The organism is Cellulomonas sp. NPDC058312 (genome assembly GCF_042880135.1).
GTDB lineage: Bacteria > Actinomycetota > Actinomycetes > Actinomycetales > Cellulomonadaceae > Cellulomonas.
On the sequence record NZ_JBHVZE010000003.1, the window covers coordinates 49,605 to 68,653 of the forward strand.

General features: G+C 76.2%; 19 protein-coding genes. 7 read left to right on the forward strand and 12 right to left on the reverse strand.

Going from position 1 to position 19,049, the window contains the following annotated elements; translation table 11 throughout:
• Positions 1-7: 7 nt before the first annotated feature.
• Complete coding sequence (locus ACFVXN_RS09150; RefSeq protein WP_389230684.1) at positions 8-640, reverse strand: FMN-dependent NADH-azoreductase; 633 nt, start codon at positions 638-640, stop codon at positions 8-10.
• 90 nt (positions 641-730) lie between these two features.
• Between ACFVXN_RS09150 and ACFVXN_RS09155 the strand changes: the two genes are divergently transcribed.
• Entirely contained in the window at positions 731-1,243 is a 513-nt protein-coding gene (locus ACFVXN_RS09155; RefSeq protein WP_389230687.1) for a MarR family winged helix-turn-helix transcriptional regulator, read from the forward strand.
• A gap of 72 nt (positions 1,244-1,315) precedes the next feature.
• Here the strand turns inward: ACFVXN_RS09155 and ACFVXN_RS09160 are convergent, their stop codons facing one another.
• The 3 genes from ACFVXN_RS09160 to ACFVXN_RS09170 form a co-directional block, all read right to left on the reverse strand.
• A complete protein-coding gene (locus ACFVXN_RS09160; RefSeq protein WP_389230690.1) occupies positions 1,316-1,471 on the reverse strand; it encodes a hypothetical protein in 156 nt (51 codons plus the stop codon).
• A gap of 129 nt (positions 1,472-1,600) precedes the next feature.
• The gene (locus ACFVXN_RS09165; protein ID WP_389230693.1) at positions 1,601-3,826 is read right to left on the reverse strand and encodes an LLM class flavin-dependent oxidoreductase; all 2,226 of its coding nucleotides are present in this window, start codon (positions 3,824-3,826) and stop codon (positions 1,601-1,603) included.
• Positions 3,827-3,828: 2 nt separating this feature from the next.
• Positions 3,829-4,767 (reverse strand): LLM class flavin-dependent oxidoreductase, encoded by a 939-nt coding sequence (locus ACFVXN_RS09170; RefSeq protein ID WP_389230696.1) that lies wholly within the window; start codon positions 4,765-4,767, stop codon positions 3,829-3,831.
• A 91-nt stretch (positions 4,768-4,858) separates the two neighbouring features.
• Here ACFVXN_RS09170 and ACFVXN_RS09175 point away from each other — a divergent pair, with 91 nt between their 5' ends.
• Entirely contained in the window at positions 4,859-5,344 is a 486-nt protein-coding gene (locus ACFVXN_RS09175; protein WP_389230699.1) for a MarR family winged helix-turn-helix transcriptional regulator, read from the forward strand.
• A gap of 96 nt (positions 5,345-5,440) precedes the next feature.
• On the opposite strand, the gene ACFVXN_RS09180 is transcribed toward ACFVXN_RS09175, so the two are convergent.
• On the reverse strand, positions 5,441-5,944 hold the full coding sequence (locus ACFVXN_RS09180; protein ID WP_389230702.1) for a MarR family winged helix-turn-helix transcriptional regulator: 504 nt from the start codon (positions 5,942-5,944) through the stop codon (positions 5,441-5,443).
• Positions 5,945-6,014: 70 nt separating this feature from the next.
• Here ACFVXN_RS09180 and ACFVXN_RS09185 point away from each other — a divergent pair, with 70 nt between their 5' ends.
• Positions 6,015-6,221 (forward strand): hypothetical protein, encoded by a 207-nt coding sequence (locus tag ACFVXN_RS09185; RefSeq protein WP_389230705.1) that lies wholly within the window; start codon positions 6,015-6,017, stop codon positions 6,219-6,221.
• A gap of 70 nt (positions 6,222-6,291) precedes the next feature.
• Here the strand turns inward: ACFVXN_RS09185 and ACFVXN_RS09190 are convergent, their stop codons facing one another.
• Positions 6,292-7,029, reverse strand: coding sequence for a YcnI family protein (locus ACFVXN_RS09190; RefSeq protein ID WP_389230708.1), 738 nt, complete (start codon positions 7,027-7,029; stop codon positions 6,292-6,294).
• A gap of 142 nt (positions 7,030-7,171) precedes the next feature.
• The gene (locus tag ACFVXN_RS09195) at positions 7,172-7,822 is read right to left on the reverse strand and encodes a hypothetical protein (RefSeq protein WP_389230711.1); all 651 of its coding nucleotides are present in this window, start codon (positions 7,820-7,822) and stop codon (positions 7,172-7,174) included.
• A gap of 147 nt (positions 7,823-7,969) precedes the next feature.
• Between ACFVXN_RS09195 and ACFVXN_RS09200 the strand changes: the two genes are divergently transcribed.
• Positions 7,970-10,093: a SpoIIE family protein phosphatase gene (locus ACFVXN_RS09200; RefSeq protein ID WP_389230714.1), complete on the forward strand. Its 2,124-nt coding sequence runs from the start codon at positions 7,970-7,972 to the stop codon at positions 10,091-10,093.
• A gap of 42 nt (positions 10,094-10,135) precedes the next feature.
• Here ACFVXN_RS09200 and ACFVXN_RS09205 read toward each other — a convergent pair whose 3' ends face one another.
• Genes ACFVXN_RS09205 through ACFVXN_RS09220 form a run of 4 tightly spaced genes read right to left on the reverse strand, consistent with a single transcriptional unit; the run spans position 10,136 to position 14,135 of the window.
• On the reverse strand, positions 10,136-11,323 hold the full coding sequence (locus ACFVXN_RS09205; protein WP_389230717.1) for a PP2C family protein-serine/threonine phosphatase: 1,188 nt from the start codon (positions 11,321-11,323) through the stop codon (positions 10,136-10,138).
• A gap of 49 nt (positions 11,324-11,372) precedes the next feature.
• Positions 11,373-11,819 (reverse strand): ATP-binding protein, encoded by a 447-nt coding sequence (locus ACFVXN_RS09210; protein WP_389230720.1) that lies wholly within the window; start codon positions 11,817-11,819, stop codon positions 11,373-11,375.
• Positions 11,806-12,141 (reverse strand): STAS domain-containing protein, encoded by a 336-nt coding sequence (locus ACFVXN_RS09215; RefSeq protein ID WP_389230723.1) that lies wholly within the window; start codon positions 12,139-12,141, stop codon positions 11,806-11,808. Before ACFVXN_RS09215 ends, ACFVXN_RS09210 begins: the two co-directional genes overlap by 14 nt.
• Before the next feature lie 11 nt (positions 12,142-12,152).
• The gene (locus tag ACFVXN_RS09220) at positions 12,153-14,135 is read right to left on the reverse strand and encodes a glycosyltransferase family 2 protein (protein ID WP_389230726.1); all 1,983 of its coding nucleotides are present in this window, start codon (positions 14,133-14,135) and stop codon (positions 12,153-12,155) included.
• Positions 14,136-14,338: 203 nt separating this feature from the next.
• Between ACFVXN_RS09220 and ACFVXN_RS09225 the strand changes: the two genes are divergently transcribed.
• Positions 14,339-14,980, forward strand: coding sequence for a DUF3105 domain-containing protein (locus tag ACFVXN_RS09225; RefSeq protein ID WP_389230729.1), 642 nt, complete (start codon positions 14,339-14,341; stop codon positions 14,978-14,980).
• Positions 14,977-15,642 carry a DUF305 domain-containing protein gene (locus ACFVXN_RS09230; protein ID WP_389230732.1) on the forward strand — a complete coding sequence of 222 codons (666 nt, stop codon included), beginning with the start codon at positions 14,977-14,979 and terminating at the stop codon, positions 15,640-15,642. The genes ACFVXN_RS09225 and ACFVXN_RS09230 overlap by 4 nt, the downstream gene beginning before the upstream one ends.
• Before the next feature lie 78 nt (positions 15,643-15,720).
• Here ACFVXN_RS09230 and ACFVXN_RS09235 read toward each other — a convergent pair whose 3' ends face one another.
• The gene (locus tag ACFVXN_RS09235) at positions 15,721-17,493 is read right to left on the reverse strand and encodes a cation:proton antiporter (protein ID WP_389230734.1); all 1,773 of its coding nucleotides are present in this window, start codon (positions 17,491-17,493) and stop codon (positions 15,721-15,723) included.
• Between the two features lie 162 nt (positions 17,494-17,655).
• Here ACFVXN_RS09235 and aztD point away from each other — a divergent pair, with 162 nt between their 5' ends.
• Positions 17,656-18,939 carry a zinc metallochaperone AztD gene (aztD, locus tag ACFVXN_RS09240; protein WP_389230737.1) on the forward strand — a complete coding sequence of 428 codons (1,284 nt, stop codon included), beginning with the start codon at positions 17,656-17,658 and terminating at the stop codon, positions 18,937-18,939.
• Positions 18,940-19,049: the final 110 nt, after the last annotated feature.

Below are 19,049 nucleotides of genomic sequence, written 5' to 3' on the forward strand. Positions count from 1 at the left end.
GGACCGGTCAGCGGCTCGCGAGGGCCCGACCGGCAGCGGCGGCGGCCTCCTCGGCCTCCTTCTTCATCAGCGCGGCCGGCTCGGCGAACGCGTCCAGGGCCGGGTTGACGCCGACGAGCGTCAGCTCCCGCTCGATGACCGTGAGGTCGGCCTGCCAGACGTCGCCGACGATGCGGCGCAGGTAGCCGATGCCGTGGTCCCAGCCCTCCTTGGGGGTGCCGGGGGCGTACGAGCCGCCGCGGGTGGTGATGAGGACGACCGGCTTGCCCGCGAGCACGGGCTCGCCGGGGGTGCCGCCGGCGACGACCAGGTCGATCCAGGTCTTCACGTGCTGGGAGACGCCCCAGTTGTACAGGGGCAGGGCCAGGACGGCGGCGTCGGCGGTGCGCAGCTCGTCGGCGACGCGCCCGGCCAGGGCCAGCGCCTCGACCTGCGCGGGGCTGCGGTCGGCCTCAGGGACGAAGCCCGCGCCCACGGCGGTCGCCCAGGCGTCGGCGGGCAGCGGGTCGGCGCCGAGGTGCCGGTGCACGACGGTCTCCCCCGGGCGGGCGGCGGTGAGCTCGGCGGTGACGAGGTCGGCGAGCGCGGCGCTCGCGGACCGGTCGCCCTGGATGGTGGCGTCGACGCGCAGCACGGTCATGGGAAGTCCTCCAGCGAAGTCGGGTGTTGAATGTTCAATACGGACGATAGAGGACGCGTGTTGAACATTCAACACCGGTAGGCTGAGCTCATGGACGCGCCCCCGCAGGTCCCCGTGCCGTGGCTCGACGCCGCGCAGATCGAGGACTGGAAGGCGCTCGTCGGCCTGCTCGGGACGCTCCCCGCCGCCCTCGACGCCCAGCTCAAGCGGGACGCCGGGATGAACCTGTACGAGTACCAGGTGCTCGTCGCGCTGTCCGAGCACGACCAGGGCGCGCTGCCGATGTCGGACCTCGCGCGCATGACGCAGGGCTCGCCGTCCCGGCTGTCCCACGCCGTGGCCCGGCTGGAGCGGTCCGGCTGGGTCGCGCGGGCCGAGTGCACGGAGGCGGGCAAGCGCACGGGCGCGCACCTGACGCCGGACGGGTGGGACCGGCTGCGCACCGCCGCGCCCGGGCACGTCCGCGAGGTGCGTCGGCTGGTGGTGGACGCGCTCGGCCCGGCCGGGTTCGCCGCGCTCGGCGACGCCGCCCGGACCGTGGTGGCGCAGGCGTCGTCCGACGTCGCCGGGATCCTGTGCACCGAGGCGCACGGCGCGGGCTGACACCCGCGACGCAGGACCGGCCCCACCGACGCCCGTGTCCCCTCCAGGCACGGGCGCCGGTGCGCCGTCAGGTCAGCGGGGAACGCGTCCGCGCGTCTGGAGGAACCGCTGCACCAGGTCGCCCAGGCCCACGACGACGATCACGGCCGTGAGGCCGGCGACGACGATCAGCACCTGCGACGACATCTGCTGCTCCTGGCTGTTCCCGGGCCGGTGTCCGACCCTCATCCGCTGACAGGTTCCATCCTGCTCGACCCGACCCCCGCAGCGGATCGGCCGGGCGTCGTATCTTCCGGTACCGCCCAGGGGGTACGGCGTCGTCCTCCAGACGGACGACCGTCCCCCTGGCGGGGGAGGTCAGCCGACGACGGCGGGCGGCTCCGCCACGGAGAAGTTGTGCCGGAACACGTCCTGCGGGTCGTACCGCCGCTTCAGCCCGCGCAGCCGCTCCAGGGTCGCGCCGGGGTACGCGTCGGCGACCCGCTCCGGCCGGCGGTCGGTCTCGAAGGACACGTAGAGCCCGTCGAAGTGCTCGGCCATCGCGTCCCACACGGCGTCCAGCCGCCGCCGGCTGCTGCCCATCGCCAGCAGACTGAAGTGCGCGGACCGGTGGGCGTAGGCCGTGGCGCCCGCGGGCACGTCGTGCACCGCTCCCCCGGCGGCCCGGATCTGGAAGAACGGCGTGACGCCGCTGCGGACCAGCCGGGCGAGGTCGGCCGCGAGCGCCGGGGTGAGGTGCTCGGCCATCGCCGTCCGGGTCACGGGCTCACCGTCCGAGGTGTGCTGCACCGCGGGCGCCTGCACGACCGCCGGGTACGGCAGCACCTGGACCTGCTGCTGGACCAGCGGCGCGATCCGCGCGAACGGCTGCAGGCGGTCGATGATCGTGTCCGGGTCGTCGGAGTCGACCATCGCCATCACGTGGGCGGTGACCGCCCCGCCGCGCGGCGGACCCATGATGAGGAACGCCGTGGTGTCCCGCGGTGCGGCCTCGACGGTCGCGCCCCAGTCCTCGAGGAACTGCGCGGTGTCGGACGCGTCGAACACGAGCTGCGCGAAGCCGACGTCGCCGACCTCGTCGGCCTCGAGCTCGAAGGACGTGACGATCCCGAGGTTGGCCCCGGCGCCGCGCACGCCCCAGAACAGGTCCGGGTTCTCGTCCGCCGACGCGCGCAGCACGGTGCCGTCCGCGAGCACGACCTCGGCCGCGCGCAGGTGGTCGATGGTCAGACCGTGCTGCCGCACCAGGAAGCCGATGCCCCCGGCCGTCGCGAGCCCGCCGACCCCCACACCCCCGGAGTCGCCGGAGGTGATCGCCCACCCGTACGGGTGCAGCGCCTGCGCCACGTCGCCCCAGCGCGCGCCGGGCTCGACCCGGACCCGGCGGGTGGCGACGTCCAGCACCTCGACGGCGGCCATCCGCCCCAGGTCGATGACGATCCCGCCGTCGTTCGTGGACCGGCCGCTGATGCCGTGGCCGCCGCTGCGGACCGCGAGCGGGACGTCCTGCGCCCGGGCGAAGGCCAGCGCCTCGACGACCTCGGCGGTGCTGGACGGCCGCAGCACCAGACCGGGCCGGCCGCCGCGCATGTAGGTCGAGCGCACGGAGGCGTACGCCGCGTCACCCGGCTCGACGGCGCTGCCCACCAGGGACGCCGGGACGCCCGCGTAGTCGATGCCCGGGCGCCGCGCCGCCAGCACCGCCGCGGGCCGGACCGTGCCGACGACGGTCCCGCGCTCCGCCCGGACCGCGGCGACCCGCGCGCGCACCTCCGGGAGCAGTGCCACGAACGCCGCCAGGTCGTCGTCACCCGCGTCCGCGGCGAGCACGAGCGTGGCGATGCCGGCCGCCACGACGAGCTCGACGAGCGCGCCCGGGACCATTGCGGTCCCCGGGTCGAGCACGACGCCGCGCCGGACCTCGCGCGGGTCCCGCCCGACGGCGGCCAGCGCGGCGTCCAGCGCCGCCTGCTCGGCCCGCACCCGCACGAGGTCGGCGGACGGCGCGGCGAGCCACCAGCCGTCGGCGACCCGCGCCGCGAGCGCGAGCGCGTCGTCGCTCCCGGCGCCCGTGCCCGCGCCGGCCTCAGCCCCCGCGCCGCCCGCCCCGCCCAGCCAGAGGACGAGGTCGTGCCGCGGCGCCGGGCCGCGCTGCGCGCCGAGCGCCCGGTGGTGCCGGCCGTCGAGCACCAGCGGGCCGGGGTCGGTCGCGGACCACATCCCGCGGACCACGGCGACGCCCTCCGCGAGCGCGTCCACCCCGTCGTCGTCGGCGTCGAGGGCCAGCCCCAGCTGCACGCGGCCGTCGGTCAGGTGGTCGAGCCCGGCCACGGCCCGGCCGAGCACCGCCGCCGGCCCCGCGAGCCGCAGCCCGCGGGTGGTGAGCGCGACCCGGTCGGTGCTGCCGGCGGCCCAGGTGAGAGCGGTCCACGGGTCGAGCGCGTCGGCGCCGCGGTCGCCGGGGACCACCACGAGGTCCAGCCCGAGCGCCTCGGCCGCGGCGGCACGGTCCGGTCCGGCGTCGGGGGCGGCGGCGTCGACGGGGAGCTCGACGCCGATCTGCAGCGGGTGCCCGAGGTCCACGGTCACTCCCCCGCCGTCGTCGGGTCCACCGGTGCCGTGCCGCGGCGCGCGCGCTCCGCGGCCACCACCTCGCGGACGGCGGGCGCGATCTCCTGCCCGACCACGGCGAGCAGCGTCGGGTCGTCGCCGCTGACGATGAACGCGCTGGTCCCGTGGTCGAGCGCGAGGGCGGCCAGCTGCTCGACCCACTGCTCCGGCGGCCCGGACAGCAGCGCGTCGCCGCGCCGCGCGTCGAGACGCCCACCGACGTTGAGCAGGCGGCGGACGGCGGCGGGTGCGCGGCCGGCCGCGTGCGCCGCGTCGTCGATCCGCGCGTTGCCCGCGTCGAGGTCCGCCGGGCCGGACAGGTACGACAGCGAGGGCAGCCACCCGTCGGCCTTCGCCCCGGTGAGGCGCAGCATCCGTGGCTTGTAGGCGCCGACCCAGATGCCGACCGGGTGCGCGGGGGCCGGGCCGCGCTTCGCGCCGACGGCGGACCAGTGCCGGCCGCGGACGTCCACGCGGCTGCGGTCCGTGGTGTCCCAGAGCGCGCGGATCACGTCGATGCCCTCGGACAGCGCGTCGACGCCCTGCCCCGGCGTGAGGCGGGTGCCGCCCATCGCCTCGATGCCGTCCCAGAACGCGCCGGAGCCGAGCCCGAGCTCCACCCGGCCGCCGGAGAGCAGGTCGAGGCTGGCCACGGCCCGGGCCAGCACCGCCGGCGGTCGCAGCGGCAGGTTGGCGACGTTCGGCGCGAGCCGGATGCGCTCGGTGCGCGCGGCGACCCACGACAGCAGCGTCCAGGTGTCCAGGAACGACGGCTGGTAGGGGTGGTCCTGGAACGTCGCGAGGTCGAGCCCGGCCCGCTCGGACACCTGGGCGAGCCCGACGACACGCTCCGGTGCCGCGTGCGTCGGCGTGATGAACGACCCGAACAGCAGGTCGTGGCCGTAGTCCGTCATGGTGCGCCTCTCGCGAAGACCGGTGGTGCCACCGATCGTATGTTGTGCAGATGATTGGCTCAACCCCGGGTCCGGGGTTAGCATTCCGCGCATGAGCGCGACCACCGAGCAGCACGACTCCGACCTGGGCTGGTCGCTCGGCGTGCTGCTGCGGGCCTACGAGCGGGCGCTCACCTCGGCGCTCGGCGACCTGCCGCACGGCTACCGCGGGTACCAGCTGCTCCGCGAGGTCGTGCGCGGCAGCCAGCCCAGCCAGCTCGCGCTCGCCGGGCACCTCGGCATCGACCGCACCGTGATGACCTACCTGATCGACGACCTGGTCGCCGCGGGCCTGGTCGAGCGCCGGGTCGCCGAGGCCGACCGCCGGCAGCGCCGCGTGGTCCCGACGGCCGACGGGACGGCCCGGCTCGGGGACCTGGAGCACCGCGTCGACGCCGCGGAGGACGTGGTGCTCGCCGCCCTCGCCCCCGACGACCGCCGCACCGTCGGCCTCCTGCTGCGCCGCGCCGCGTGCGAGTACCGCGACGCCGACCCCGGCGACCCGTGCACGGTCGTCGAGCACGCGCTCGGTCGCTGACCCGGCCCCTCCCCGAGGTCGAGGTCGAGGTCGAGGGTTCCACGCGAGGTCGAGGGTTCCAACGCCCCTCGCGGTGACGAACCCTCGACCTCGGCGTCAGGAGGCGGTGCTGCGCGTGCAGGCCGCCAGGAGGAGGTCGGCGGCGTCGCGGATCGTGGCGGCCTGGTCGGGGGTGAGGGCCAAGCCGTCGAGCATCGCCGCGGGCACGCCGACCGCCCGGGCACGCAGCGCGCGACCCGCGGGGGTGACCCGGATGGCCAGCGCGCGCTCGTCGTCGCCGCGGCGGGCACGGTCCACGTAGCCGAGCTGCTCCAGGCGCCGGACCAGCGGCGAGGTGGTCGCCGGCTCCAGGTGCAGCAGGCCGGCGAGGGCCTTGAGGGTCAGGTCGCCGTGCTGCCAGAGCGCGAGCATGGCGAGGTACTGCGGGTGCGTGAGCCCGAGCGGCTCCAGCAGCGGCCGGTAGAACGCGACGAGCGCCCGCGAGGCCGCCGACATCGCGAGGCAGACCTGCGCCTCGAGCGCGAGCGGGTCGAGGGCGGCCGGGTCGGCATCGGGCTCGTCGCGAGCCGGGTCGGCAGCGGGGACGGTGGGATCGGGCACGTCCGCGATGGTACCGACGATCCGTTCGTGCGCATACGATGAGGGCACTCATCGACCACGGGAGCGGGACATGGCCAGGATCGGCAGGGCGCACGACCGGCGCGAGGCGGCGCTGCTCAGCGTGTTCGGACCCGCGCAGGTCGGCGACCCCCTCGCCCCCGACCGCGAGGTCGCCGACGCCGACCGGGAGCGCGACCGCGCCCTGCGCACCGAGTTCGTCCGCGTGGTCGGGCCGGACGGGTCGTCCTACCTGGTCGAGCGCACCGTCGAGGGCTGACCGCACGGCACCGCCGCCGGTCCCGGACGTCCCGGGGCCGGCGGCGGTGTTGTGCGCGACGAGCGGGTGGTCAGCGGCGCTCAGCCCCCGCGCGACGCCACGCCAGCACGGCCAGCACCAGCGCCACGAGACCCGCCACCAGGCCGGCAGCGCCGAGCACCACCGGCAGGGCGCCGTCGTCCGACGCCTCCGGGGTGCCACCGGGCGTCCCGGCCCCGGCATCGGCCGCCTCGTCGGTCGCGTGCGCGGCGTCGGGCTCGGCGGCCGTCGTGGTGAACGCCGGCGCGGGGCTCTCCGGCTCGGCGTCGCCCTCCGCGACCTCGTCCCAGTCGACGACCGTGCCGTCGGAGTAGGTCTGGTGCGCCGGCAGCACCAGGTCGGTGCCGGCCTCGGGCAGCGGCCCGGCGGAGACGACGAACCGCTGGAACGTGCCGTCGCCGATGCCGACGCCGTCGTCCGCGGTCCACACCACCCGCACCGGTGCGCGGGTGATCGTGGCGCCGTCGACCTCGACGGGCTCGGGGAGGTCGCCCTCCTCGACGGTCGCGGTCCAGCCCGGCACGGGCTCGACGCCGACGTAGGTCAGCGGGTGGTCGGTGGGCAGGTCGACCGCCACCGCGGTGGTGCTGGCGGTGGTGGACTCGTTCGGGACGCGGAACGTCAGCAGGGCGTACGCGCCGGCGGCCGTGGTCTCGGGGACGACGCGGACGTGCGCGGACGCCGCCGCGGCGGTGCCGAGCGCGAGGGCGCCGGCGAGGACCGCGCCGGTCGCGAGACGGACGAGCGGGCGGACAGGGGTCGTGGACACAGGGGTACCTCCGGGGGTGCAGCGGGAGCACCGCGCGGCGTGTCCGACGTGCGGCCCGGCAGGGGCACGGGCACGGCGGGACGGCGCGGGGCGGCGCAGGACGGCACGACCGGGGCCGTCCGAGCACCCGGGGGGGCGTCGGTCAGGCGGCGGCCGTGCGGGGGCGCGGCACGGCCGGTGGCCCGCGCCGTGCGGCACCGCCCCGGTGGGCGACCAGCCGGCGCAGCGGCGGGACCAGGCCGAGGGCCCGGCGGGGACGTCCGGGACCGACGACCGGGGCGGGCCCGGCGAGCGCGGGCAGCAGGGTGGACCAGCGCCGGACGAGGCCGAGCACGCCCCGCTCCGTCGCGACCAGCAGCAGCACGGTGGCGACCATCGCGACGACGTGGGCGGCGAGCATCGGCCCGGCCCCCGGGTGCGCGTGGCCGAGCACGCCGACCGGGTCCACCGCGCCACCGGGCACCAGGACCCCGGCGGGCAGCGCGGGCAGCGCACCGTGGTGGCCCTCGACGACCGGCCCGGCCCCGGCACCCGACCCCAGCCACGTCAGCGCGACGTGCACGCCGAGCTGACCCAGCAGGGCCACGGGCAGCAGCACGCGCACCGACAGCGGGCGCCGGGCCAGGGCCGCCGCGCCGAGCAGCACGAGCGCGCCCAGCAGGGCGGCGACGGCGGGGCTCGGGGCGTGCCCGCCGCCCAGCACGTGCGCGCCGGAACCCAGCGCGAGCACCGTGGTCGCCACCGCCAGCACCCGCCACGCGGCGAGCGCGCGCAGCAGCGGGGCCGTGTCCATGAGGTCGACGGTACCGGCCGCCCGGGACGAAGGTCCCGGCGAGCGCACCGGATCACCCGCTGGTCACCCGGTCCGACCGCGCGGCCTGCGCCCCCCGGCCGCGCCCCGTAGCCTGCAAGGACGACCGACGGTGACAGGAGGCGTGCGGTGACGGCAGGACCGCAGACCACGGGGGCCCCGACGCCCCCGGGCCCGCTCGCCCCGACGACCCCGCCGGTCCCCCCGACCCCGCCCCGGGTGGTGCGCCGCCGACGCCCCGGCGTCCGCGACGTCCGCCTGGTGGTCGCCTACGCCGCGCTGTACGCCGCAGCGTGCTTCTTCGGGCGCAGCACGGTCGTCGAGGGCGGCACCGTGAGCCTCGTCTGGCCCGCCGCGGGCGTGTCCGTGCTGTGGCTCGTGGCCCGCGCGCAGCGGCCCTGGCCCTGGCTCGACGCGGTGGTGCTGGCCGCCGTCACGGCGGTCGTGGTGCGGCTGACCGGCGGGTCCGGGACCGTCGCCGTGCTCGGCGGCGTGGCCGCCACGGTGCAGGCGCTCGCCGGGGCGGTCGTGCTCGCGCGGTGGGTCCCCGAGGTCTGGGCGGCCCGCGGGACCCGGCAGCTGCGTCGGGTCACCGACCTGTGGTGGTTCGTGCTCGGCGCGGTCGGGGGCTCGGTCGTCTCCGCCCCGGTCGTGACGCTGGCCCTCCGGCTCGACGGCGGCACCTGGGCGTGGCAGCCCGCCGTGCTGTGGGCGGTCCGGAACACCGTCGCCGTGCTCGGCGTCGTCACGATGGGCCTCGCGCTGGGCGCGTGGTGGCGCGGGCGCCGGGCCCGCGGCACGCACGAGCGGCTGGCCTGGTGGACCGAGGACCACGGCGCGGCCTACCTCGCCGCACTGGTGCTCGCGCCGCTGCTCTACCTGCTGTGGTTCGTGGGGCTGTCCGAGATCGCCGTCGTGTTCCCGCTGATCGGCCTGACCGTGTGGGCCGGCTCGCGCCTGCCGACCCCCTCGGTGGTGCTGCACACCCTGGTCTGCGGGACGCTCGTCATCCAGCTGACGCTCGCCGGCATCGGGCCGTTCGTCGACCTCCCCGGCGTCGCCGCCCAGGTCGTGATCGCCCAGCTGTACGTGGGGCTGGTGACCTTGATCGGGCTGGCGCTCGCACTGGCCCGCGACGAGCGCGCGGTGCTGGTGGCCGAGCTCGCCGCCGCGCGGGACCGGGCGGTCGCCCAGGCGGCCCTGCTGGGCACCGTGGTCGACACGATGAGCGAGGGCCTGCGGGTGGTCGACGCGCGCGGCCGGGTCGTGGTGCGCAACCCGCGGGCGTCGCTGCTGCTCACCGGGACCCCGCACCTGCCGCTCGGCGACAGCACCTCGGACCTGGACGGGCTGACCCGCCTGGACGGCTCGCCGCTGCCGCCCGACGAGCTGCCGTTCCGCCGGGCGCTCAGCGGGGAGGAGGTCGAGGACCAGGACCTGCTGGTCCGGGTGCCGGGCTCCCCCGAACCCCGGATCGTGACGTTCTCCGCGCGCCCGATCCCCGTCGCGTCCGGGGGCGGGGTGGTCACCGTCCTGCGGGACGTCACCGCCGAGCGCACCGAGCTGCGCCGCGCCGCGCAGGTCCAGGCCAGCCTGCTGCCGTCGCGCGGGCTCGACGTCCCCGGGTTCGACCTGGCGGCGAGGTTCGTCCCCGCCGGGTCGGTCGGCGGCGACTTCTACGACTGGGAGCTCGTCCCCGACGGGCTCGTGCTCACGCTCGCCGACGTGATGGGCAAGGGCCCCGCCGCGGCCATCCTCGCGGCGACCACGCGGTCCGTCCTGCACGCCCAGATCGGCCTGCACGACGTCGCGGGCACCCTGTCGGCCACCGAGCTCGCGATGGACGCCGACCTGGTGAACGCCGGCGCGTTCGTCACGATGTTCCGCGCGTTCGTCGACTCCTCGGACGGCAGCATCCAGTACACCGACGCGGGGCACGGGCTGTCGCTCATCATCGGCCAGGACGGCACCTCCCGGCGGCTGGGTGCCACCGGGCTGCCGCTCGGCATCGCCACGGGTCCGGCGCGGACGTCGGCGCGCGACCGGCTGGCGCCCGGGGACCTGCTGGTGACGTTCAGCGACGGGGTGCTGGACGCCCTGGGCGGCTCCATGCGGGACCTGGACCGGGTGCAGGACGCGATCCGGGGCACCGACACCGCCGACGAGGCGGCCCAGGCGGTGGTGTCCCTGGTGCAGGACACCCGGCACCTCGACGACGACCTCACGGTCGTGACGCTGCGCCGGGCGGCCTGAGCCCTCGGGTGGTCGGCACCACCCGGTCCGGCAGCCCGCGCGTCAGCCGTCCCGGCGGACCGCCACCACCGTCAGGTCGTCCGGTCGGTCGCCCACGCCCACCGACATCCGCAGCACCGCCTCCACGGCCGCGTCGGCGGACGTCGCGCCGCGCAGGGCGTCGACCACCCGCGGCACCGCGCCGAGCGTGCCGTCCACCAGGTCCAGGACCCCGTCGCTGAACGTCACCAGCAGGTCCCCCGGGCCGAGGTGCACGGTGCGCTGCTCGCGCGCCGGCTCGTCCAGCACGCCGAGCGGCAGGCCGGTCGCCTCGAGCCGTTCGTCGGTGCCGTCGGCCCGGACCAGCACGGTGAGGCCGTGCCCGGCGTCCGCGTACCGGACCTCGCCCGTGCGGGGGTCGAGAGCGGCGTGGAACGCGGTGGCGAACACCCCCGCGCCCGACAGGTCGGAGTGCAGGATCGCACCGGCGTGCAGCAGCGACTGCGCCACGTCGGCCCCGAACGCGGACCCGCGCAGCACCGCCCGGACCGCCGCCGCGAGGATGCCGGCCGCGGCGCCCTTGCCCATCACGTCGACCAGGCTCAGCACCAGCCCGCCGTCGGGCGTCGTCGCCCAGTCGTAGAAGTCCCCGCCGACCGCGAGGCTCGGCAGGCAGGCACCCGACACCTGGTAACCCGGGACCGCGGGGGCGGAGCGCGGCAGCAGCCCGGCCTGGACCTCGGCGGCGCGCGCGAGCTCGGAGTCGATCACGAGCTCCTTCTCGACCCAGGACGCGAGGTCGCGCAGCAGCGACGCGCTCTCGGCCTCGAACGCCCGCGGCGTCTCGTCGGCGATGCACAGCGTCCCGACGCGGAACCCGCCCGGCGCCACGAGCGGCTGCCCGGCGTAGAACCGGATGCCGTCGACCGGGGTCACGAAGGGGCTCGCGGAGAACCGCGGGTCGACCGACGCGTCCTCGACGACGAACGTGCCGGCGCCCTGGATCGCGGAGCTGCAGAACGAGTCCTCGCGCCGCACCACCCGCTCGTCGAACCCGGCCATCGCCTTGTGCACCACGACCTCGCGGTCCACGAGCGACACCATCGCCGTGGACACGCCGAACAGCTGGCGGGCCAGGCGGACCACCCGGTCGAACCGGGCCTCCGCGGGGGTGTCGAGCACCCCGAGCCGGTGGAGCGCCGCGAGGCGGTCCTGCTCGCGGGGTGCTGGTGCTGTCGTCGTCGTTCCCATCACCTCCGACCCTAAGCCAGGCCGCGACCCGTCCCCCGGCACCGGCGTGTCACCCGGGCAGCACCCGCGTCAGCCGCCAGGTGTTCCGGTCGTCGACCCGCCGGAGCTCGAGGGTGTCGACCGCGCGCTGCACCAGGGCGATGCCGCGGCCGCTCTCGGCCAGGTCGTCCACGGGCGCGGGGTCGAGGTCGACCTCCACCTCGGCACCGTCGTCGGACAGCACGGCCTCGACCAGGCCCGGGACGGCCCGCAGCACGGCGGTCGCGCGGATGACCGCGGGGGTCGTCGAACCGGGCGTCGCCGCGCCGGGAACCGTGTGCCGGACGATGTTCGTGGCGATCTCGATCACCGCCGTCTCGAACCGCAGCCGGTCGAGCTCCGGCACGTCGGGCGCGGCCGACCACAGGCGCGCGAGGGCGCCGTGCACGTCGTCGAGCCACGCCGGCTCCGCGGTCCCGTCGACCCGGAGCTCGACGGCCCCGTCAGCGGCCGTCACCGACCGCGTCCTCGACCGTGTCGTAGGGCCGGAGCACCCGGTCCATCGTGGTGAGCTCGAGGACCGTGCGGACCTGGGGCCCGACGTGCGCGATCCGCAGGTCGCCGCCGGCCGCGCGGGCGGCCCGCAGCCCGCCGACCAGGGCGCCCAGCCCGGACGAGTCCAGGAACGTCGTCCCGGCGAGGTCGACCACGACGAGCGGGCGGCCCGCCGCGATCTCGGCGTCGACCGCGGCCTTGAGCTCCCCCGCCGCGGCCATCGTCAGCCGGCCCTGCACCCGCAGCACCCCCGCGGTCCCGACCTGCTCCGTCACCAGCTCCATGCGTCGTCCTCTCAGTTCCCGCGGCGCGTGCGCGCCGCGTTCTCGCTCAGGTCGGGGGGCGTGGCGCCCGCGCCGGTGTAGCCGCGGTACCGCAGCGCCTGGACCACCACGCTGAGCACGACCAGGTCGTACACCACCCAGACCAGGTTGACGGCCGTGCCGACCCACCAGGACAGCCCGAGCGAGGCCCGGACGACCCCGACGACCGCGGCGACGACCAGCAGCACCATCGCGAGCAGCTGCGGCCACACGAGACGCCACGAGGCGGTGGACCCCGAGGGCCGCACCTTCGGGGTGACCGCGAAGCCCAGGGGCCGACCGAACCACACGTTCGCCGCGGCCGTCCACACCGCCTTGATCCACACCGGGAACAGGGCCAGCGCGTACTGCTGCCCGCGCCAGGTGCGCACGCCGCGCGCCGCCACCAGGAACAGCACCTGGCTCGCGAGGAAGAACGGGATGAACCGCACGAAGAAGTCGACGGTCCACGCCGTGACCGGCAGCACGCCGAAGCACAGGAAGATGATCGGCGCCGCCAGGTACACCAGCGCAGCGAACCCCGACAGGTACGACCACATCGTCGCGAAGTACATGAGCTTCTGGCCGACCTTGAGGCCGCGGACGCCCAGGGGGTTCTCCTTGAGCATCACCTGCATGGTCCCCTGGGCCCACCGGAGCCGCTGGGTCATCATCGTGCCCAGGTCCTCGGGCGCGAGGCCGTGCGCGAGCGACTCGTGGTGGTAGACGGTCCGCCAGCCGAGGGCGTGCAGCCGCATCGCGGTCGCCATGTCCTCGGTGACCGACAGCGTCGCCACCGGCATCACGGCCTGCGCCTCGCCGGACCGGTCGACGTCGACCGCCCGCACCAGCGCCTGCACCGACTCGATCGCGCCGATCGGCGACCACTCGCGGTCCGCGAGCCGGGCCAGCGCGGGCTCGTCCACCACGACGGCGCCGATCTGGTCGTCCCGGGCGATCGGCAGCGCCGCGATGGCCGCGAGGTCCGCCTCGATGCTCGCGACGTCCTGGGCGACGACCGAGGCGGAGATCGCGTCCACCCGGCGCTGGAACCCGTAGGTCACGTCCGACAGCGGCTCGCCGGCGTCCAGCGCGCCGAGCGCCTGCGCCGCGGCCTCCTGGACCTCGTGCAGGACCGCGGCCTGGGTCGCGTCCGGGGCGGTCCTCTGCGCCTGCGCGAGCAGCCGGCGCGACGCGTGCAGCGCCTCACGGACCGACCGCTCCGTCTCGCGGACGTAGCCGACCAGGCCGAGCTGCATGAGGGCGTCCCGGCGCAGCACGGCGTTGGACCCGCAGAAGAACGCGGCGTTCCAGCCGTCCTTGCCCTGCTGGATTGGGCCGTAGAACAGCGGCGCCTGGCTGCCGAGCGGGTCGGCCTCGGTGACGTTGGTGAAGAACTGGGGGGTCTGGACGAGCGCGACCCGGTCGTCCTCGAAGTAGCCGAGCGTGCGGTCGAGGATCGCGGGGTCGGGGATCTGGTCGGCGTCGAGGATGAGCAGGAACTCGCCCTCGGTGACGAACAGCGCGTTGTTGAGGTTGCCGGCCTTCGCGTGCCGGGGACGGTCGACCCAGTCCTCGGAGCGCTCGATGTAGCCGACCCCCGCGGCGCGGGCCGCCGCGGCGAGCTCCGGCCGGCCGCCGTCGTCCAGCACCCACGTGCGGTGCGGGTAGCGGATGTCCCGGGCCGCGACGGCCGTGGCCATCACCAGGTCCACGGGCTCGTCGTACGTGGTGACGAACACGTCGACGGTCAGGTCCTCGGGCGGGGCGGGCGGGGCCTCGCGCCGACGGGCCCGCCACATCGTCATGCCGAACAGGCCGACGTCGATGAACGAGTAGGTCTCGGCGATCACGAGCGGCACGGCGATCCACCAGGCCGACCAGTTGACCGAGTCCAGCCAGCGCCAGACCACGTAGTTCAGCCCGAGGACCAGCGTCACCGTGACGACGATCCGCAGCACGAGCTGCTGCCTCATGCGTTCTCCTCCCCCGGCGCCGCGGCGGGGTCCCGCGACGTCGTCCCCCGCGCGACCCTACCGACGGGTCGGGTCCGCAGCGCGTCGGCGCGCGCCGGGGGCGCCCCGGCTGCCCGCGAGCCTGGGCATTAGTAGATTCTTCAAGTAATCTCTGCGAACCGACCGGCGCGACCGCGCCGCGCCGCCCCACCCGAGGAGTTCCCATGCCCGACCGCAAGCCCTCCGCGGCCGAGCGCCAGGCCCGCCTGGCCGCCGTCCGCGCCGAGCAGCGTCGGTCCGAGCGCCGCCGCACGATCGTGATCGGCTCCGTCGCCGGGGTGCTCGTGCTCGCCCTCGTCGGGATCGCCGGCTTCGTCCTGGTGGGTGCCGCGCGCGACCGCGCCGCGGTGCAGGCGCAGGCGGACGCGGACATCGAGGGCGTCGAGCAGTTCGACGGCCTCACGTTCAACCACGTGACCACGACGGTCGACTACCCGCAGACGCCGCCCGTCGGCGGGGACCACGCCGCGGCGTGGCTGAACTGCGGCGTCTACACCGAGCCGGTGCCGAACGAGAACGCCGTGCACTCCCTCGAGCACGGCGCGGTGTGGATCACCTACGACCCGTCGCTGCCCGCCGACCAGGTCGCCACCCTCGAGGCCCTGGCCGCGAACCAGTCCTACGTCCTGGTGTCCCCGTACGAGGGCCTCGGCTCGCCCGTCGCGGTGAGCGCCTGGGGCTACCAGCTGCAGCTCGACTCCGCCGACGACGAGCGCCTGCCGGTGTTCGTCCAGAAGTACCTGCTGAACCCCGAGCTCGCCGAGGTCGGCGCGCCCTGCTCGAACGGCGTGGGCGTCCCGGCGTGACCGACCGCACCGGCACCGGCCTCCCCGGGCGCGGCGTGCTCGTGGTCGTCGCGGTGGCGGCCCTCGTGCTCGGCGGGTTGGGCGGCGCGGTGCTCGCGCGCCAGCCCGCGCTGACCGCCGCGTCCGAGGCCTCCGTCGACGCCGGGTTCGCCCGGGACATGCAGGCGCACCACGCGCAGGCCGTCGAGCTCGCCGTGCTGGTCCGCGACCGGAGCACCGACGAGGAGGTGCGCACCGTCGCGCTCGACATCCTGCTCACCCAGCAGAACCAGATCGGCCAGATGGCCGGCTGGCTCGCGACCTGGGGCCTGCCCGCGGCCTCGTCCGCGCCCGTGATGGCCTGGATGGACGGCGAGCACGGGCACGCCGGAGGGGCCGCCACCCCCGGGGCGGGCGACGCCGGCTACGCCGCGATGCCCGGGTGGGTGTCCCGCGCGGACCTGGCCCGGCTCACCGCCGCGACCGGCACCGACGCCGACCGGCTGTTCCTCGAGCTGATGATCCCGCACCACGAGGGCGGCGTGGAGATGGCGCAGTACGCCGTCGACCACGCGCAGCGACCGCAGGTGGTCGCGCTCGCCCGCGGCATCGTGACCGCGCAGGAGCGCGAGCTGCGGGTGCTGCACGACATGCTCGACGCGCGGGGCGGCCCGCTGCCGTGACCCGCGGGGCGCGGGCCGCGGGGGGCGCGCGGGTCGCGGGGGGCGCGCAGGCCGCCGGGGGCGCGCAGGCACCGGGCGTCACTCGCGGGTGCGCAGCTCCAGGCTGATCTGGTCGGCGTCCAGCACCTTCAGCGCCTCGGTCAGCGCCCCGGAGCTCGCGGTGCCGAGGTCGCGCACCCGCAGCAGGGCCGCGCGCTGCGCCTCGAGCACCGCGAGCCGCAGCTCCCGGTACTGCGCGGCCACGGACGTGCGGTCCGCCTCGGCGTCGGCGTCCTCGTCGACCTCCGCGCCCTGGCGGACCGTCAGGCGGCGGGCCTTGTCCAGCACGTCCGGGGAGTACGGGCTGCCGTCCGGCCGGCGCAGGTCCGCGCTGCCGAGCAGGTCGCCCGCGGCCCGCGCCATCTCCCCCACCAGGCGGTCCAGGTCCGCGCGGTCCTCGGCGCCGTCGCGCGCGAGCCCGAGCCGGCGCACCAGCCAGCCCAGCGTCCCGCCCTGGACCAGCAGGGTGCCGGCCGCGACCACGAACGCCACCAGCACGAGCAGTGCCCGGTGCGGGGTGTCGGACGGCAGCGACTGCGCGGCGGCCAGGGTGACGACGCCCCGCATCCCCGCCCACACCAGCACCGCGCCCTCGCGCGGACCCAGCGGCTCGGCCCGCAGGTAGTCGAGGTCAGCGATCCGGCGGGTGATCCGGGTGCGCAGGCGCTCGGTCCGCCCCGCGGCGCGCGGGCCCCGCCCGCCCTCGTCGCCCGGCGGCCGTCCCGGGAGGCGCAGCGCCGCCAGGTCCTCGCGCCGCAGGTCGCCGATCGCGTCGACCCGGTCGTTGATCGCCGTGAGGAACCCGCGCGCCGACTCGCCGCGCCGCGCCCGCCGGGACAGCGTCGCGAGCAGGAACGCGACGTACCCGGTCCGCACCAGCAGCACGACCGTGGCCGCCAGCGCCCCGAGCCCGAGCGCCACCCACAGGCTGCCGTGGTCGTCGCGGACCTCGACGACCAGGCCGTACAGCTCGAGCCCCATCAGCAGGAACACCGCGCCCTCGAGCAGCAGCTCCAGCGTGCGCCAGTTCGCCGCCTCCGCGATGCGGTCCTGCGGCCGCAGCCGGACGCTGCCGGTGCCCGCGACCAGCCCGGCGGCGACGGTCGCGACCAGCCCGGACGCGTCCAGGTGCTCGGCGGGGATGTACGCGACGAAGGGCACGATGAACGAGATCGCGGTGGTCAGGTGCGGGTCGGCCACCCGGGCACGGACCCACAGGCTGAGCTTGCCGACCACGGCGCCGATCAGCACCGCGACCGCCACCGCGAACACGAAGTCCGTGGCCACCTCCCAGAGCGTCACGGACGCCGCGGTGGCGACGATCGCGGACCGCAGCAGCACGAGGGCGGAGGCGTCGTTGAGCAGGCTCTCGCCCTCGAGCACGGTGACCACCCGGGGACTGACCCCGGACCGGCGGACGATCGACGTCGCGACCGCGTCCGTCGGGCTGATGACGGCGCCGAGCGCGATGCCGGTCGCCAGCGAGACCCCGGGGATCAACCAGGAGAACAGCAGGCCGAGGGCCACCGACGTCACGACGACCAGCAGCACCGACAGCCCGCTGATCGCCGTCAGGTCGCGCCGGAAGTCCATCGTCGGCATCGACACCGAGGTCGCGTACAGCAGCGGCGGCAGCACCACGCCGAGGATCCACTCGGGCTCGATCTCGACCGCGGGCACCGCCGGCACCAGGCTGATGAGCACGCCGAGCACCACGAGCAGCAGCGGCGCCGACACCCCGACCCGCGGCGCGAGCGCCGTCACCGTCACCACCGCGACGGCGGCGATCACCCCGATCATCAGCAGGTCCATCGCCCGCGCTCCTGTCGTCGCCGCTGCGTCCGACGGCGCCGCGGGCGCCGCCTCCTCCGGGTCGAGGCTACGTGCTCCGGGCCCGCCACCAGCGACCTCACCCCGGTCCGCTGTGCGGATCGCTTACTGAGACTGAGAATCAGTTGTGCTAGCGTCACCGCCATGAACGCCACCACCCGCCCCCGACCCCGCGTCGCCGCGGCCCTCGGCCTCGGGCTGTCCGTCACCCTCCTCGCCGCGTGCGCCCAGAACGGCACGTCCGCCGCGCCGTCCGCCACCGCCGACGAGACGGCCGCCGCCCCCGCCGCGACCGAGGTCGCCACCGCCAAGCCGCGCCTCGCGCTCACCTACGACGGCGGCATCCAGGTGCTCGACGCGTCCACCCTCGAGCTCGTCGCGGACATCCCGCTCGACGGCTTCAACCGGCTCAACGGCGTCGGCGACAACCGGCACGTCGCCGTGTCGACCACCGGCGGCTTCCAGATCCTCGACGCGGGCACCTGGACCGAGCCGCACGGCGACCACACGCACTCGTACACCAGCGACCCGGTGCTCACCGACGTCACCTGGGCCGCCGAGAAGCCCGGCCACGTCGTCGTGCACGAGGGCCGCACCGCGCTGTTCGACGACGGCACCGGCACGGTCACCGTCCTCGACTCCGGCGACCTCGCCGACCCGGACGCCGACACCCGCGACGTCACGCTGCCCGCCGCGCACCACGGCGTCGCGGTCGAGCTCACCGACGGCACGCTCGTCGTCTCCGAGGGCACCGAGGACGCCCGCACCGGCATCCGCGTCCTCGACGCCGAGGGCGCCGAGATCGCCGCGAACGACACCTGCCCCGGCGTGCACGGCGAGGCCGTCGCCGCCGACGAGGCCGTCGTCATCGGCTGCGAGGACGGCGCCGTCGTCTACGCCGGCGGCAGCATCGCCAAGGTCGCCGCGCCCGACGCCTACGGCCGCATCGGCAACCAGGCCGGCACCGAGTCCTCCCCGATCGTGCTCGGCGACTACAAGTCCGACCCCGACGCCGACCTCGAGCGTCCGACCCGCGTGTCCCTGATCGACACCCGCGACGCGTCCCTGCGGCTCGTCGACCTGCCGTCGTCGTACACGTTCCGCTCGCTCGCCCGCGGCGACGCCGGCGAGGCGCTGGTGCTCGGCACCGACGGCGCCCTGCACGTCATCGACCCCGAGTCCGGCACCCTCGTCCGCTCGATCCCCGTGATCGACGCGTGGGAGGAGTCCGAGACGTGGCAGGACCCGCGCCCGGCGATCACCGTGCTCGACGGCTCCGCCTACATCACCGACCCCGCCACGGCGTCCGTGCACGCGGTCGACATCGCGACCGGCGAGGTCTGGCTGTCCACCACCCTCGAGGTCACCCCGAACGAGCTCACCAGCGTCTCCGGCGCGGCCCCCGAGCACGGCGCCCACACCCACTGACCCCTCCATCCCCCCGGAACTCCCCCCTCCCCCTCCCGCTCCCTCTCAGCCCCGGGTGGATCCACCCGGTCGGACACGCCGATGCGTGTCGGGCCGGTGGATCCACCCGG